Annotated in this window: 16 protein-coding genes; 2 read left to right on the plus strand and 14 right to left on the minus strand. The window is 70.9% G+C overall.

Going from position 1 to position 14,006, the window contains the following annotated elements:
- Nucleotides 1–152: 152 nt before the first annotated feature.
- From ACFWY9_RS40355 to ACFWY9_RS40405, 11 genes are all read right to left on the minus strand, one after another.
- On the minus strand, nucleotides 153–1,229 hold the full coding sequence (locus ACFWY9_RS40355; protein WP_378341361.1) for a lysophospholipid acyltransferase family protein: 1,077 nt from the start codon (nucleotides 1,227–1,229) through the stop codon (nucleotides 153–155).
- Entirely contained in the window at nucleotides 1,226–2,275 is a 1,050-nt protein-coding gene (locus ACFWY9_RS40360) for an NAD-dependent epimerase/dehydratase family protein (RefSeq protein ID WP_378323652.1), read from the minus strand. The genes ACFWY9_RS40355 and ACFWY9_RS40360 overlap by 4 nt, the downstream gene beginning before the upstream one ends.
- A gap of 272 nt (nucleotides 2,276–2,547) precedes the next feature.
- Nucleotides 2,548–2,649, minus strand: a complete 102-nt coding sequence (locus ACFWY9_RS40365; protein ID WP_007030867.1) for a 30S ribosomal protein bS22 — start codon at nucleotides 2,647–2,649, stop codon at nucleotides 2,548–2,550.
- A 142-nt stretch (nucleotides 2,650–2,791) separates the two neighbouring features.
- Nucleotides 2,792–3,007 (minus strand): helix-turn-helix domain-containing protein, encoded by a 216-nt coding sequence (locus ACFWY9_RS40370; RefSeq protein WP_345397694.1) that lies wholly within the window; start codon nucleotides 3,005–3,007, stop codon nucleotides 2,792–2,794.
- 203 nt (nucleotides 3,008–3,210) lie between these two features.
- Nucleotides 3,211–4,020 carry a pyrroline-5-carboxylate reductase gene (proC, locus tag ACFWY9_RS40375; protein WP_378323653.1) on the minus strand — a complete coding sequence of 270 codons (810 nt, stop codon included), beginning with the start codon at nucleotides 4,018–4,020 and terminating at the stop codon, nucleotides 3,211–3,213.
- A 117-nt stretch (nucleotides 4,021–4,137) separates the two neighbouring features.
- Nucleotides 4,138–4,911, minus strand: coding sequence for a thioesterase family protein (locus ACFWY9_RS40380; RefSeq protein WP_378323729.1), 774 nt, complete (start codon nucleotides 4,909–4,911; stop codon nucleotides 4,138–4,140).
- 230 nt (nucleotides 4,912–5,141) lie between these two features.
- Complete coding sequence (locus ACFWY9_RS40385) at nucleotides 5,142–5,948, minus strand: sugar phosphate isomerase/epimerase family protein (RefSeq protein ID WP_378323654.1); 807 nt, start codon at nucleotides 5,946–5,948, stop codon at nucleotides 5,142–5,144.
- A 102-nt stretch (nucleotides 5,949–6,050) separates the two neighbouring features.
- Nucleotides 6,051–7,580, minus strand: a complete 1,530-nt coding sequence (locus ACFWY9_RS40390) for a hypothetical protein (RefSeq protein WP_378341362.1) — start codon at nucleotides 7,578–7,580, stop codon at nucleotides 6,051–6,053.
- Nucleotides 7,581–7,737: 157 nt separating this feature from the next.
- Nucleotides 7,738–8,721, minus strand: coding sequence for a hypothetical protein (locus ACFWY9_RS40395; RefSeq protein WP_378323657.1), 984 nt, complete (start codon nucleotides 8,719–8,721; stop codon nucleotides 7,738–7,740).
- A 108-nt stretch (nucleotides 8,722–8,829) separates the two neighbouring features.
- Nucleotides 8,830–9,006 carry a DUF397 domain-containing protein gene (locus ACFWY9_RS40400; protein WP_378341363.1) on the minus strand — a complete coding sequence of 59 codons (177 nt, stop codon included), beginning with the start codon at nucleotides 9,004–9,006 and terminating at the stop codon, nucleotides 8,830–8,832.
- 34 nt (nucleotides 9,007–9,040) lie between these two features.
- Entirely contained in the window at nucleotides 9,041–9,913 is an 873-nt protein-coding gene (locus ACFWY9_RS40405) for a helix-turn-helix domain-containing protein (protein WP_378341364.1), read from the minus strand.
- A 182-nt stretch (nucleotides 9,914–10,095) separates the two neighbouring features.
- Between ACFWY9_RS40405 and ACFWY9_RS40410 the strand changes: the two genes are divergently transcribed.
- Entirely contained in the window at nucleotides 10,096–10,335 is a 240-nt protein-coding gene (locus ACFWY9_RS40410) for a hypothetical protein (RefSeq protein ID WP_378323661.1), read from the plus strand.
- Nucleotides 10,336–10,344: 9 nt separating this feature from the next.
- Here the strand turns inward: ACFWY9_RS40410 and ACFWY9_RS40415 are convergent, their stop codons facing one another.
- The 3 genes from ACFWY9_RS40415 to ACFWY9_RS40425 all read right to left on the minus strand — a co-directional run bounded on the left by ACFWY9_RS40415 (nucleotide 10,345) and on the right by ACFWY9_RS40425 (nucleotide 13,261).
- Complete coding sequence (locus tag ACFWY9_RS40415) at nucleotides 10,345–11,034, minus strand: response regulator (RefSeq protein ID WP_378323663.1); 690 nt, start codon at nucleotides 11,032–11,034, stop codon at nucleotides 10,345–10,347.
- Nucleotides 11,031–12,266 carry a sensor histidine kinase gene (locus tag ACFWY9_RS40420; RefSeq protein ID WP_378341365.1) on the minus strand — a complete coding sequence of 412 codons (1,236 nt, stop codon included), beginning with the start codon at nucleotides 12,264–12,266 and terminating at the stop codon, nucleotides 11,031–11,033. The genes ACFWY9_RS40415 and ACFWY9_RS40420 overlap by 4 nt, the downstream gene beginning before the upstream one ends.
- A gap of 107 nt (nucleotides 12,267–12,373) precedes the next feature.
- Nucleotides 12,374–13,261, minus strand: a complete 888-nt coding sequence (locus tag ACFWY9_RS40425; protein ID WP_378341366.1) for an oxidoreductase — start codon at nucleotides 13,259–13,261, stop codon at nucleotides 12,374–12,376.
- A gap of 76 nt (nucleotides 13,262–13,337) precedes the next feature.
- Between ACFWY9_RS40425 and ACFWY9_RS40430 the strand changes: the two genes are divergently transcribed.
- Nucleotides 13,338–13,988, plus strand: a complete 651-nt coding sequence (locus tag ACFWY9_RS40430; RefSeq protein WP_378341367.1) for a DNA-binding response regulator — start codon at nucleotides 13,338–13,340, stop codon at nucleotides 13,986–13,988.
- The last annotated feature ends 18 nt before the right edge of the window (nucleotides 13,989–14,006 follow it).

Here is a 14,006-nt window from a genome sequence, read left to right on the forward strand (position 1 = left end):
GCTGAAGGACGCCTTCGGTGCGCTCGATGCACTGAAGGCGTCCTTCAGCACCACCAACGCACTGAAAGCGTCCTTCAGCACGGCCCCACCGCACCGAGGGACCCCCCGCGACGCCACCGAGGGCCTCCCTCGCGCCAGGAACCAGAAGAAACTCAGCCGCGGAAGACGCTCTTCCGCTGCGAAAGCCGCCGGTACAGCGCCTGCTGGATCGACTCGCGCACCTGATCGGTCAGCGTGAACACCAGCATCGGGTCGTCCACCGCGTCCGCGTCGTAGGAGTCGGTCCGGATCGGCTCGCCGAACTCGATGCTCCACTTCGTCGGCAGCGGCACCGCGCCGAGCGGGCCGAGCAGCGGGAAGAACGGCGTCACCGGGAAGTACGGCAGGCCCAGCAGCCGCGCCAGCAGCCGGATGTCCCCGATCTTCGGGTAGATCTCCTCGGCGCCGACGATCGACACCGGAATGATCGGCACCCCGGCCCGCAACGCCGCGGACACGAACCCGCCGCGGCCGAACCGCTGCAGCTTGTACCGCGCGGAGAACGGCTTCCCGATGCCCTTGAAGCCCTCGGGCCAGACACCGACGAGTTCTCCCTTGCGCAGCAAGCGTTCCGCGTCCTCGTTGCAGGCCAGTGTCTGCCCGGACTTGCGGGCGAACGAGCCGACCAGCGGCACCCGGAACACCAGGTCCGCGCCAAGGCATCGCAGATGCCGCGAGTCCGGCGTCTCGTCGTGCACGGCCACCGCGGTCATCAGCGCGTCCAGCGGCACCGTGCCGGAGTGGTTGCACACCAGCAGCGCGCCACCGTCGGCGGGCAGGTTCTCGACGGCGAAAGTGCTGACGCGGAACCACTTCTGGTACAGCGCGCGCAGCGGCGGCAGGAACAACGCGTCGGTCAGGTCGGCGTCGAAACCGAACTCGTCGACGGTGTAGTCGCCGGTCAGCCGGTCGCGCAGGAAACCGAGCGCGGACACCAGCGACGCGGGCAGCAGGTCGCCGTCGGGCTCGTCCGATGCTTCCGGTGCGGCGGAACGTCCGGGGAAGGCCACCACCGGGGCCTCCCGGCGCGCCTGGTCCTGGTTCGCCGCGTCCGCCTCCCTCAGGTCGCCGGCGGCCTCGGCGGCCGGATCGGCCTGCTTCTCCCGGCCGGGCCCGTGCAGGGGAATGATCTGTGCCTCGGCACCGCTCACGGTGTGCGCCTCGCCTTCGAAGTTGGTCGCCCGGCTCACCGATGCACCGCCTGACCGGTCGCGGCGGCGACGAGCACCTTGCCGGCGAGCCCGGCGAGCTTGCTGCCGTCGAGCACCGGCCGTAGCCCGCGGCCGGTGATGTAGTCGTCGAACGCCTCGCGGGTGCTCCAGCGTGGCGTGTACCCGAATTCCTTCTTGAGCTTCGTGATGTCGACCACTCTGCCGAAATTGAGCAGCCGGACCTGGTCGGCCGAGAAGTCGACCACCCGGGCGCCGCGCAGCACCTTGCCCACCGAGGGCACGACCATGCGCGGCATCGGCAGTTCGACCCGCCCCGCCCGGCGGATCGCCTGCGACAGCGTCAGCACGCCGTCCGAACCGACGTTGAACACGCCGGGCTTGTCCTCCAGCGTCGCCCGCTCCAGCACCGACAGCGCGTCGGACGCGTGCAGCAGCTGAAGCCGCGCGTCGTAGCCGAAGACCGTCGGCACCACCGGAAGCGCGAAGTACCGCGAAAGGACCGTGTCGACCTCGGGACCGATGACGTTCGCGAACCGGCAGAGCGTCACGGTGATGTCGGGGCGGCGCCGGGCGAGGCCCCGCACGTAGCCCTCCATCTCCACGGCGTCCTTCGCGTACCCGGACGACGACGTCGGGATCAGCTCGGAGTCCTCGGTGAACACAGCCTGGGAGCGTGCCCCCGCGCCGTAAACGGCCGCGGTCGACTTCACCACCAGCTTGCGCACCCGCGGTGAACGCTGGCACGCGGCCAGCAGGCGCATGGTGCCGATGACGTTGACTTCCTTGATCGCCGTCCGGCCGCCGGGGGCCGCCGGATGCGCCGTGCAGGAGGCATGCACCACGGTGTCGACCTTCGCGGTGCTGATGACCTTCGCGATCAGCGGGTTGCGGATGTCCGCGCGGACGAACTCCGCACGCCCCATCCGCTGCAGCACCGCCTTGTCCGGCGGCACGGTATCGACGCCGATCACCCGCTCGAACTCGGGATTGTTGCCGAGCCGGGCGAGCAGCTTCCCGCCGAGCTCTCCGGCCACCCCGGTGACGAGCACGATGTTCGACGGCATGAGACTCCCTGCGGCATAGGGCGGTGACGGGCGGAATGATCACCCAAGGTGCGCGAACCTGCACTCACTGGAAGCATCGCGCGGACGCGTCACCGATGTTACCGCCCAACAGAGGCACCTCTACCAGGTCTTACATGCTCTTAACCGCGATCGGGCGAAAAGCGACGCGCGCCTCACTCGAATGGGCGGAGCGGCCGAAGAAGGCCCAGGAAATGGACGTGGCCCGTCCAGCAGCTGGACGGGCCACGATCACGACCGGAGGAAATACCGGGTCACTTACCGGCTTTCCTGCGCTGCACGCGCGTGCGGCGCAGCAGCTTGCGGTGCTTCTTCTTGGACATACGCTTGCGGCGCTTCTTGATCACAGAGCCCATGAGCGCTCCTTTCCTCGTCGTTGGTCACGCTGCCCGGCGCAGCGTCCAACCGCGTGGAGCGCACAGGCACGAGCGGTCTACCAGGTTACCCGTGTGGGTTCGCGGGCCGGTCGGCGGGCACGTGGTGCGTGCCCGCGACCGGTCAGCCCACGTCGAAGTAGGCACCCTGGAGGTACTCGTGCACCGCCTTCTCCGGCACCCGGAACGACTTGCCCACCCGCACCGCGGGCAGCTCCCCGGAATGCACCAGGCGGTAGACGGTCATCTTCGAGACCCGCATCAGCGTGGCCACCTCGGCGACCGTCAGGAACTGGACCTGCCCTACTGAAGGCAGCTCCTCCTTCTTGTTCGGCGACATGATTACCGCGTCCTTCGACACGTGTCGCGCCACGAGGCTTCCCCACCTGTGGTATCGACACGCACGTGCTCCCCCGAGGGTAGCGGGACAGGTGGGGCTAAAGCGACGTCAGACCGGGTTCAATCTCGCACTCGCGATGGTGCACTAGCAGGGCGTCTGTCACGCTGTGAAGTCGCACATTCGGCTGAATGGCGTCCCAGCCGTCAGCCTTCGTGGGCTTTGCCCAGGTCGACGGAGCGGTCGCGGGCGGCCTCGATCGCGGCGAGCAACGCCGCGCGGACACCGTGCTTCTCCAGTTCGCGGATGGCGTTGATGGTCGTCCCCGCCGGGGACGTCACCGCCTCGCGCAGCAGCACCGGGTGCTCGTCGGACTCGGCGAGCATCTTCGCCGCGCCCACCGCGGACTGGATGATCAGCTGCCCGGCGAGCGCCCGCGGCAGGCCGAGCAGGATCCCGGCGTCGATCATGGCTTCGACCAGGTAGAAGAAGTACGCCGGTCCGGAACCCGACAGCGCGGTCACCGCGTCCTGCTGCCCCTCCGGCACCTCGACGACCTGGCCGACGTGCGTGAGCAGCTCCTTCACCAGCGCGAGGTGCTCCGAGGTCGCGTACTTGCCCGCGGAGATCGCGCTCATCGCCTCGCCGACCAGCATCGGCGTGTTCGGCATGACCCGCACCACCGGCACGCCCTCGGCCAGCCGCCGCTCGTACAACGAGGTCGGCAGGCCCGCGCACAGCGACACCACCAGCGATTCCGGGCCCAGCAGCGGCGCCAGCTCGGCCAGCACCGGGTCGATGTCCTGCGGTTTGACGGCGACGACGAGCACGTCCGCCTGCTTCGCGGCCTCCTCGACCTCGACGCCGCGGACCCGGTAGCGCTCGGTCAGCTCGGCCGCCCGCGCCGGGTACCGCTCGGTGAAGAGCAGGTCCTCGGGCCGGTGCCCGCCGTGCAGCAGCCCCGAAAGCAGGGCCTCCCCGATCTTGCCCGCCCCCAGTACCGCGATCACAGTCATGCGATCGACTCGCTTCGCGAGACTGTGTTCAATCCCTTTCGGCGCATGATGTCCATGATTCGCTCGCAAGCATCGCTCATGCGCTCAGCGTGCCAAACGAGCGTCAGGGGCTTGGTGTCAGGGGCTCGGTGCGGGGGCGAGCGCGAGCTGACGTGCCTGGCAGACGAGCCGCCCCTGAGAGTCCACCACCATCGCGTCGGAGTCGAACCAGGCCTCGTGCACCGCGCGCGACTCGACGATCACCCGCAGCCAGCCGGGCGCCGGGCGGGTGCGCAGCAACGCGGTCAGCTGCACGGTCGGTGCCCAGCCGACGCGGCCGAGGTTGATCACGACCGGCGGATTGACGTCCCCGGCGAGCAGCGCGAAATACGGGTCGGCGAGGCCGTGGCGCGGCCGCACCCACAGCCGCATGCGCGGCGGCTCGCCCACACGGCCCGCCAGGTAACCCGCGGTCGCCGGGTCGACGCGGACCTCGCACGCCTTGGCCAGCCCGAACACGCCCTCGGACGTCTCCCCGGTGATCGACGGCGATCCCGGCGGCGGCTCGGCGGGCATCATCGGGACGTCGGACCATTCCGGGCGCCGCATCGGCAGCCGCCCGGTGGTCACCCGTGCCTCGACGCAGCTGCGGCCGCGCTGTTCCAGCCGGATGGCCACCACCGTCGCGCGGCGGCCGACCTTGCGCAGGTCGGTGCGCAGGAGCACCGGCCCCAGTGCGGGCGCGTGCAGGAACTCGGCGCTGATGGCGAGCGGCTCGGCCGGTGGCTCACCGCGTTCGTGCAGCCCGACCACCGCGGTCCTGGCCAGCAACGCGAGCAGGAAACCGCCGTGCGGATGGGACCCGATCGACCATTCCGCGCGCAGGACCGCGGTGAACGTCCCGTCCCCCATCGAGCGGATCGCGCAGGCCGCTTCGAGCGACGCGCCGCCGTTGTCCGTCGTGCTCACGAACGGCCGATCCCGGTCCCCCGGAAGCCCGGGCCCCCTGAGCCGAGCAGGGGAAGCGGGTCCGTACCGGCGGCGAGGTGCAGCGTGCGCAGCGGGTTCACGGTCGGAACTTTACGTGTTCACAAGGGGGAAACGCAGGTACCTGGTGATCGTGTCCGCAGAAGATGATCTTTCTACTGCCCCAGGTGCAGCCGTGCGAAGAGCAGCGCCTCGGCGAGATCGCGGGCCCGCTGGGCGGCGCCGGTCGCGTGCCGGGTGTTGATCTCGAGCACGATCTGACCGGCGAAATCACTGCTGACGAGCTTCTCCAGCAGTTCGGCGCACGGCTGGTTCCCGCGCCCGGGCACCAGGTGCTCGTCCTTCGGGACGCCGGTGCCGTCGGCGAGGTGGACGTGCCCGAGCCCGGCGCCCATCCGGTCGGCGAGCGCCAGCGCGTCCATCCTGGCCGCCGCGGTGTGCGACAGGTCCAGCGTGTAGTGCCGGAACCCGACATCGGTCGGATCGATGGACGGCCGGAAAGCCGACACGCGCGCGTTGCGCGAACCACCCGGCGGCCGCACCTTGAACATGTTCTCGACCGCGATCTCGATGCCGCTGGCGTCTTCGAGCTCCCGGACGAGCCCGGGAAAGGCGTCACCGTAGCGGCGCTGCCAGCGGAACGGCGGGTGCACCACGACGGTGCGGGCGCCCAGCTCGACGGCGGCGTCCACGGACCGGCGCAGCCGCACCTCCGGATCCGGCGACCAGACGCGCTGGGTGATCAGCAGCGACGGCGAGTGGATCGACAGCACGGGCACGCCGGTGCGCCGCGACCAGCGTCGCAACGCCGAGACGTCCTGGCTGACCTGATCGGCCCACACCATCACCTCGACGCCGTCGAAGCCGAGGTCCGCGGCCAGCTCGAACGCGGCACCGGCGCCGAGTGGCCACACCGACGCCGTCGACAGCCCGACGGGGACATGGGCCGAGGATTCGCTCACGCCGCCCATCCTGCCTGCTGCTCGCTCCAGTGCCCCGCGCCGGTCACCGTGGCGCCGCGCCGGGCGACCTCGGGAAGGTGCCGGAGCTGCCCGGCCGCTCGGCTAACGTGACACGAGCTGCAGTGCCGCGGGTGTCACCGTGACGACCAGGCCGACCAGTACCGCGAGGACCGTGGTCTGCAGGTCCTCGGCGCGGCGGATCTTCCGCACGATCCAGACCAGCCCGACGATCACCACCAGCGCGCCGATCAGCGCGGCGGGGGCGAGGTTGACCCACAGCCAGTTGAAGCCCAGCCAGACCCCGGCACCACCGACCACGCCGAGGGCGAGCTGACCCGCCAGCACCAGCCACTGCTTGCCCGGTGACCCGGCGGGTTCGGCTTCGGCGACAGGTTCGGCGGCCGGGGCGTCCTCGTCGTACTCGTCCTCGTACTCGCCGGACTGCTCGTAGCCGTAGTCGTCGCGGTCGAAGTCGGGGGGACCGTCCGGGTAGGACGGCTCGTCGAACTCGCGCTCGTACTCGTCGAGGTTGTCGGGCGCGTCCTCGCGGCCGGGAGCGAACGGCATCGGCGCCGGGTGGCCCATGGTGGGCGGGCCGCCGTCGTCGTAGTCGTCGTGGGCCGGGTAGTCCTCGGCCTCCGGGTACGGCTCGGGTTCGGCCTCGGCGGGCGGCACCGGCGGGACGACCGGCATGACGCCGACCTCGGTGTCCTCCAGCTGTTCCTTCTGCCGCCGCTTGCGCCAGCCCGCCAGCCCGGCGGGCGGGACGTCGCCCGCGGGCGCCTCGGGCTCGTCGGCGACGGCCGCGAACTGCTCGGTGTGCGGCTCGGCCTTGGGGGCCTGCCGCCGCCCGGGGGCCCGGCGTGGGCGCCGGGGCGCGTTCTCGGGCGCCGGGGCGGCGAAGGTGCCGCTCGCCATCGGGCCCGGCGCGGGCGGGGCGTCGGCGTCGGGCGCGCCGTCGAGGCCGTCCAGCCGGGCCGCCAGCGGGCCGGCGGGCGGTGGCGGGGCCTGGCCGGGGCGCCGGCGGACCGGCTGCACCTCTTCGCGGGTCTCTTCGGCTGCGGGCGGAGTGGGCGGCGCAGGCGGGCCAGCGGGCGGGCGCGGCGGTCGACGCGGCGGCACCGGCATCTGGCCGGACTCCTGCGGGCGCGCGAACTGCCCCGACTCCTGGGGCGGCCGGGCGAACTGACCCGATTCCTGCGGCGGGCGGACGAACTGTCCCGACTCCTGCGGCCGGACGAACTGGCCGGACTCCTGCGCGGCGGGCCGCGCGGGAGGGGCAGGAGGGGCGGGCGGCTGCACGTTCGGCCGCGGCAGCGGCTGCGATTCCTGCGGCATCGGCCGCGGCGCGGGCGGGGTGTCCCCGGCCGGGCGGCGCCGCGACGTGGGTGCCGCGGGCGGGGCCGGCGGGGCCCCTGGCGGCGGGCCGTCGGCCGTGACCCGGTCGATGATGGCCTGCGGAGCGGTGTCGCCGACGCTCGCTCTCCGCCGTCCACCGGGTTCCGGGGCCGGGTCGTCGTCCTCGGCGGCACGCCTGCGGCGGCGCCGTGAACTCTCGACCTGCCCGCCGTGTTCGGCGAGCAGTTCGGCCACGGTCTTCTGCGGCTGGTCGCCTCCGGTCTGATCCGTCATACCGTGCTGTCCCAAGCGCGCTCGGGGGTTACCGCACGGGGTAAGTCGGTACCCGACGGGTCGCCGGCGGCGCCGCGCGCGCTGAACACCGTCCTCTGCATCTCCGTCACCTCTTCACCGTGCCCGTTTTCCGTCAGCGAAGTCCAGTCCGCTGCTGTCACCGGTCTTCTCCCGCGCCGAAGCGCCGGGAAAGACCGGCCCCAGTGTCGTCCGCACCGTTGGAATGGTCCAGCCGCCGCAGGATGACACCCTCTCGCAGAGCCCATGGGCAGATCTCGAGTTCTCCGAGAGAAAGCGCTCGCATGGCGCCCTGCGCCACCAGCGCCCCCGCCACCAGCTGGTGGGACCGGCTCGCGCTGACCCCTTCCAGGTGCGCCAGCTCGCCCGAAGGCATCCGCGAAATGAAGGCGAGAAGCTGACGCAGTGCGGTGTCGGTGAGGGTACGTCGGACGCGGGGGCCGCTCGCCGAGGGGGCGGCTCCAGTGAGCCTGGCCAGCGAGCGGAACGTCTTCGACGTCGCGACGACCCGGTCGGGTTCACCCCATTTGGCGACCTTCTTGGCGAGCCCGGCGAGCTGGTCCTCAAGCCAGGCCGACGTCGCGACGAGCTCCGAGCGGGTCGGCGGGTCGTGCTGGAACCGGGTCCTGGTGATGCGACCGGCGCCGAGCGGAAGGGATTCGGCGAGCTGGGGTTCCTCGTCGACGCCCATCGCGACCTCCAGCGAACCGCCGCCGATGTCGAGGACCAGCAGGTTCCCCGCCGACCAGCCGAACCACCGGCGGACCGCGAGGAACGTCAGCCTCGCCTCGTCGACGCCGGAGAGGACCTTGAGTTCGACCCCGGTCTGCTCGGCGACCCTGGCCAGCACTTTCGCGGAGTTCCTGGCCTCGCGTACCGCCGAGGTGGCGAAGGCCATGACCTCCTCGCAGCCGAGCCGCGCGGCGGCGGCCTTGGCCGATTCCACCGCGCCGACCAGCTCGTCGGCCCCCTGCCTGCTGAGGTCGCCGGAACGGGTGATCTGCTCGGCCAGCCGCAGCACCGACTTTTCGGAATGCATGGGGGTCGGGTGGGCGCCGCGATGGGCGTCGACCACGAGGAGATGGACGGTGTTGGAACCGACGTCGAGTACCCCTAGGCGCACGAGGGTCCAGCGTACCGGCCGCACGGCCAGGTCACGAAATCGTAACCAACGCCACAGCCTTCCGTACGGTTTTCGTTGCCCGTCAGCACTCGACGCGGCGCCGGTCGATCAGCGAGAACGCTTCAACGCGGAGAGGAACGCGGTGAACGCCTCGCCCGAGAAGGCCAGCTCGCCCGCCTCCCGCGCCTTGGTGTCCCGGACGTGGGCTCGGGCACCCAACGCCACCTCGACGCACGCGTTGACCTGCCCACCCGAGTAACTGCTCTTCCGCCAGTTCAGGGCCACCTCGACGCATGCGTTGTTCGTGCCGCCCGAGTGACTACTCTTCCGCCAATTCCTGTTCGTCATCATCTGCCAGTGCCCTCATCTGCTGCTCGATCAGGTGAGCCGAGTCGTCAGGGGACAACGCGGCGAGTACGGCGTCTTCGAATGCGGTGGTGAAGCGCTGCACATCGCCTTCATTCTCCACCCAAGCCCCACCCGCCGTGTACTCCAGATAGACACCCGGAGCTTCGTTCCCTGCGTAGTCGATGATGTGCCAACCACCAGCCATCGTTCCGTACGCGCCAGCTGACAAGGGCATGATCTGGAGCGTCACGTGTGACAACTTTGCCGCCCGCAACAGGTGAGCCAGCTGCGCGCGCAGTACTGCGCGGCCACCCACTTCACGCCGAATGACGGCCTCGTCCAGGACAACATGCAGCTTCAGGGGGTCGGGTTCCCAAAGGAGCTGTTGCCGATCCGTGCGCACGGCCATCGCGCCGTCCACGACGACATCGTAGAAGCGATGCCCGGCAGCGAAGAGCGCTCGCGCGTAGTCCTTGGTCTGCAGGAACCCTGATACGACCATCGACTCCACGACGCGGATTCCGCTTGCCTCGCGCTCGGCGTTAACCAGATACCGAAAGGCTTTGGGTGCCTCGGCGGGCAGGCGGACCGGTTTGGGCTCGTCGCGGGCCTGTTCCCACAGCTTGACCGCCAGCTCCCGAGCCGCGTCGCTCGCGCCGTAGAACCCGAGCAGCGCCAGCACCGTCGACCAGACCGGGAGCACGTGCCCGGACTCGTAGCGGCTCACGGTGCTTTCGGAGGCCTTCAGCTCATCCGCCGGAGCGGCGAGCGCGTGACCGGCCGTGGTCCGGAGTTCGAGAAGGAAGTGGCCAAGTCGCTTCTTGGCCCTCGTCGGGGACGCCATGCGCTGCATCGTAGCGACCTTGCACGTGCGCGAGCATCACTCTTTACGGGCATTGCCCATGCAATTGCGCGTCTCTACCGTTGCACAAGCCGGTGGGGTGGAGTGCCCCGGAAGACGGGTGGCGTCGCATGGTGGTGAAGCGCCCGTCGCCACCCCACCGGCCCTAACCGAGGAGGTTGTAGATGGACGGCTCCGTCGCGACAGACGAAGAGGGCGCGTCGCCCGTGTCACGCACCGAGGGCGTCATCGACCAGGCTCGCACGCTGCGCGCCCACCTGGACGAACTGCTGGTCTGGCTCAGGTTCCAGCGCCAGGACCCGGAGGCGTTCCCCAACGCCCTCCGCTCGGTCGGCAACGCGCTCCGCTTCACCGGCGAGGACCTGGTCGCCCACGCCGATGAACTCGCCCGCGCCAACCAGTGACGTGGCGGATCAGGACTCGAACTTGTAGCCCAGCCCGCGCACCGTGACCAGGTGCCGCGGCGACCCTGGGTCCGGCTCGATCTTCGACCGCAACCGCTTGACGTGGACGTCGAGCGTCTTGGTGTCGCCGACGTAGTCCGCGCCCCACACCCGGTCGATGAGCTGACCGCGGGTGAGCACCCGGCCGACGTTGCGCAGCAGGTACTCCAGCAGGTCGAACTCCTTGAGCGGCAAGGAGACCTCGGCCCCGTCCACGGTGACGACGTGGCGTTCGACGTCCATCCGCACCGGGCCGGCCGCGAGCACCAGCGGGGTCAGCGCGTCACCGGTGTCGCCCTCGCCGCCGCGGCGCAGGACCGCGCGCACCCGCGCGATCAGCTCCCGCGCGGAGTAGGGCTTGGTGACGTAGTCGTCGGCGCCCAGTTCGAGGCCGACGACCTTGTCGATCTCGCTGTCGCGCGCGGTCACCATGATCACCGGGACCGCGGAACGCTGACGCAGCTGCTTGCACACGTCGGTCCCGCTCATCCCGGGCAGCATGAGGTCGAGCAGCACGATGTCGGCGCCGTTGCGGTCGAACTCCTCCAGCGCCTGCTGGCCGGTGCCCGCGACGGCGGCGGTGAAGCCCTCCTTGCGGAGCAGGAAGGCGAGCGGGTCGGCGAACGACTCTTCGTCCTCGACTATGAGAACCCTCGTCACAGGTTTCCTCCATGATCCGGGCTGTCCTGCCCTGTGGCCACGAGCCGGGGTGTCCGCTCGGGGGTCTTCTCCTGCCGCCCCGCCGGGATCGCGGTGCGGCCGGGTTCGGATGCGGGTTCGCCCGCGTGCGCGGGGATGCGCAGGGTGAACGTGGAGCCGGTGCCGGGACGGCTCCAGAGTCCCACGGATCCGCCGTGGTTGGCGGCGACGTGCTTGACGATCGCCAGGCCGAGGCCGGTGCCGCCGGTGGCGCGCGAGCGGGCCTTGTCCGCGCGGTAGAACCGCTCGAACACGCGCTGCTGGTCCTCCTCTGCGATGCCGATGCCGCGGTCGGTGACGGCTATCTCGACCACCCCGTCGCGCAGCCGCCTGCTGATCGACACCGGGCTGCCGGGCTGCGAGTACGCGACGGCGTTCTCCAGCAGGTTCGACAACGCGGTGACCAGCAGCGTCCGGTCGCCTTCGACGAGCAGGCCGCTGGCCGCGTCGGTGGTCACGGTGATCTCGGCGGATTCGGCGGAGATCGAGGCCCGGCCCAGCGCCTCACGGACGACGGCGTCGACCTCGACGACGTTCAGATCGGGCAGCCGCTCGGCACCCTGCAGCCGCGAAAGCGCGATCAGTTCCGTGACGAGCTGGCCGAGGCGCGTGGACTCGCGGAGGATCTTGCCGCCGAAGCGGCGGACCTCCTCGGTGTCCTCGGCGGCGTCGAGGACGGCCTCGGTGAGCAGCGCGATCGCGCCGACCGGGGTCTTCAGCTCGTGGCTGACGTTCGCCACGAAGTCGCGGCGGACCGCTTCGAGCCGGATCGCCTCGGAGTGGTCGACGGCCTCGACCACGGTGAACCCGTCCCCCAGCGAACGGACCAGGCCGAGCACCGCCTCGGGCTGGCGGCCGCGGGCCTCCAGCGGCGAAAGGTCGATCTCCATCGGCTCGTCGGTCTCGACGACCTGCTCGGCCGCCTTGCGGGCGCGCGGGTCGGCCTGGTTGACCTTCACCAGGCCGAGCTCGTAGGCCCGCGGGTTGTGCAGCACCATGTCGCCGAACTTGTTGAGCACGACGACGCCGTTGTTCGAGGAGCGGATGAGCCGGGCCAGCAGCTCGGCCACGGTGGGGCCGGCGGGGCGCCGGGCTTCCCCCCTTCGGGTGCGGATTTTGGCCGCGAGGAAGCCGACAACCACGCCGACCACCAATGCGCCGATGGCCAGTGCGAGTGAAGCAGGCGTGGTCACGGGGGAATCGTAAGCATCGAAGTGGCCTTCCGGCCTAGTCCCGGATGCCTTGTCGTGAGCACCGTGACACCTCCAGGCGACAAGTTCGCCCTGGTGTCAGGCCTCGTTCACGTTTCGGACGCCGTGCCGAGACCTTCGATAGACCGTATGTCCTCTTCGGACAACTTCAGTCCGCCCGCCGCGACATTCTGTTGGAGATGGTCGATATCCCCCGTTCCGGGGATGGCCAGCACGTTCGGTGACCGATGCAGCGTCCACGCCAGCCGGATCTGCGCGGCGGTGACCCCGTGGTGTCGCGCGACGGTTTCGACCCGTTCGTCCACGGCCGCCTGCCCGCTGGCGACCGCGAAGAACGGCACGAACGCGATCCCCTGCTCCGCGCAGAGCCGCACGAGGTCGTCGTCCTCGCGCCGCGCGGTCAGGCCGTACTGGTTCTGCACGCAGACCACCGGCGCGATCGCCTTGGCCTCGGCGAGGTGTTCCGGCCCGACGTTCGAGATGCCGAGCTCGCGGATCAGCCCGGCCTCGCGCAGTTCGGCGAGCGCGCCGAAGCGGTCGGCCAGCGAACCGGTGCCGCGTTCGAGCTGCTCGCCGAGCCGCAGGTTGACGACGTCGAGGTGCTCGCGGCCGAGCTGGCGGAGGTTCTCCTCGACCTGCCCGCGCAGTTGCTCGGGCCGCGCGGGCGGCAGCCATTCGCCCGAGGCGTCGCGGCCGGGGCCGACCTTGGTGGTGATGACCAGGTCGTCGGCGTACGGCGCGAGCGCGGTGTTGATCAGCTCGTTCGCCGAGTAGGCGCCGGAGAAGTAGAACGCGGCGGTGTCGATGTGGTTCACGCCCAGCTCGACGGCGCGGCGCAGCACCGCGATCGCCGTCTCGCGGCCCCGGCCCTCGCCGCCGCCCATCAGGCGCATGGCGCCGAAGCCGAGGCGGTTGACGGTGAACGAGCCGAGCTGCCAGGTACCCGCCGCGGCGGCGGGAGTGGTTGTCCGTGTCATGCCTTCAAGGCTCTTCTCCGCGCCCGGATCGCGCCGGGTTTGGCAGCATGCTGCCAAACCGGAGGACACTGGCCGGGTGGAGACGATCAGGGACGTCGTCGCGGTGCGCGGCGAACAGGAGCTGTTCGACCGGACGGCGCACCTCTTCGAGCGCGCGTCGGACATCGCGTGCGCCGCGCGCGACCTGCACACCTGGGCCACTTCGCAGCGTCAGGTGCGGCACGGCGGGGCCTCCGGCGCTCCCCGCGACCTGCGGATCCGCAAGATCTACCTGCCGGGCGTGCTGCTCGCCCCGGACGCGGCCGCCGAGCTGGCCGAACGCGTCGCGCTCGGTGCCCGGATCCGGATCACCACCGCCGAGATCAACGAGACGATCCTGCTGGACGGGCGGGTCGCGATCCTCGCGGGCGACCAGTCGGGCGGGGTGCGGACCTACAGCGTGCTGACGCGACCCGAGCTGGTACAGGGCATCTCGTCGCTGTTCGACGCCGCGTGGCGCTCCGCGGTGGACCTGGCCGTCTACGACGCGCGGTTCGCGGAACTGCGGGAGCAAGTGCCGCGGATTCTCGAACTGCTGTCGTCCGGCTGCAAGGACGAGACGGCCGCGCGCACGCTCGGCGTCGGCCTGCGGACGTACCGGCGGTGGGTCGCCGAGCTGATGACCGCGCTCGGCGCGACCTCCCGCTTCCAGGCCGGGGCCCGCGCCAGGGAAGCGGGGCTGCTGTGAAGGCGCGCCTGGCGCGGT

The sequence above is a fragment of the Amycolatopsis sp. NPDC059027 genome (assembly GCF_042739735.1).
Classification (GTDB): domain Bacteria; phylum Actinomycetota; class Actinomycetes; order Mycobacteriales; family Pseudonocardiaceae; genus Amycolatopsis.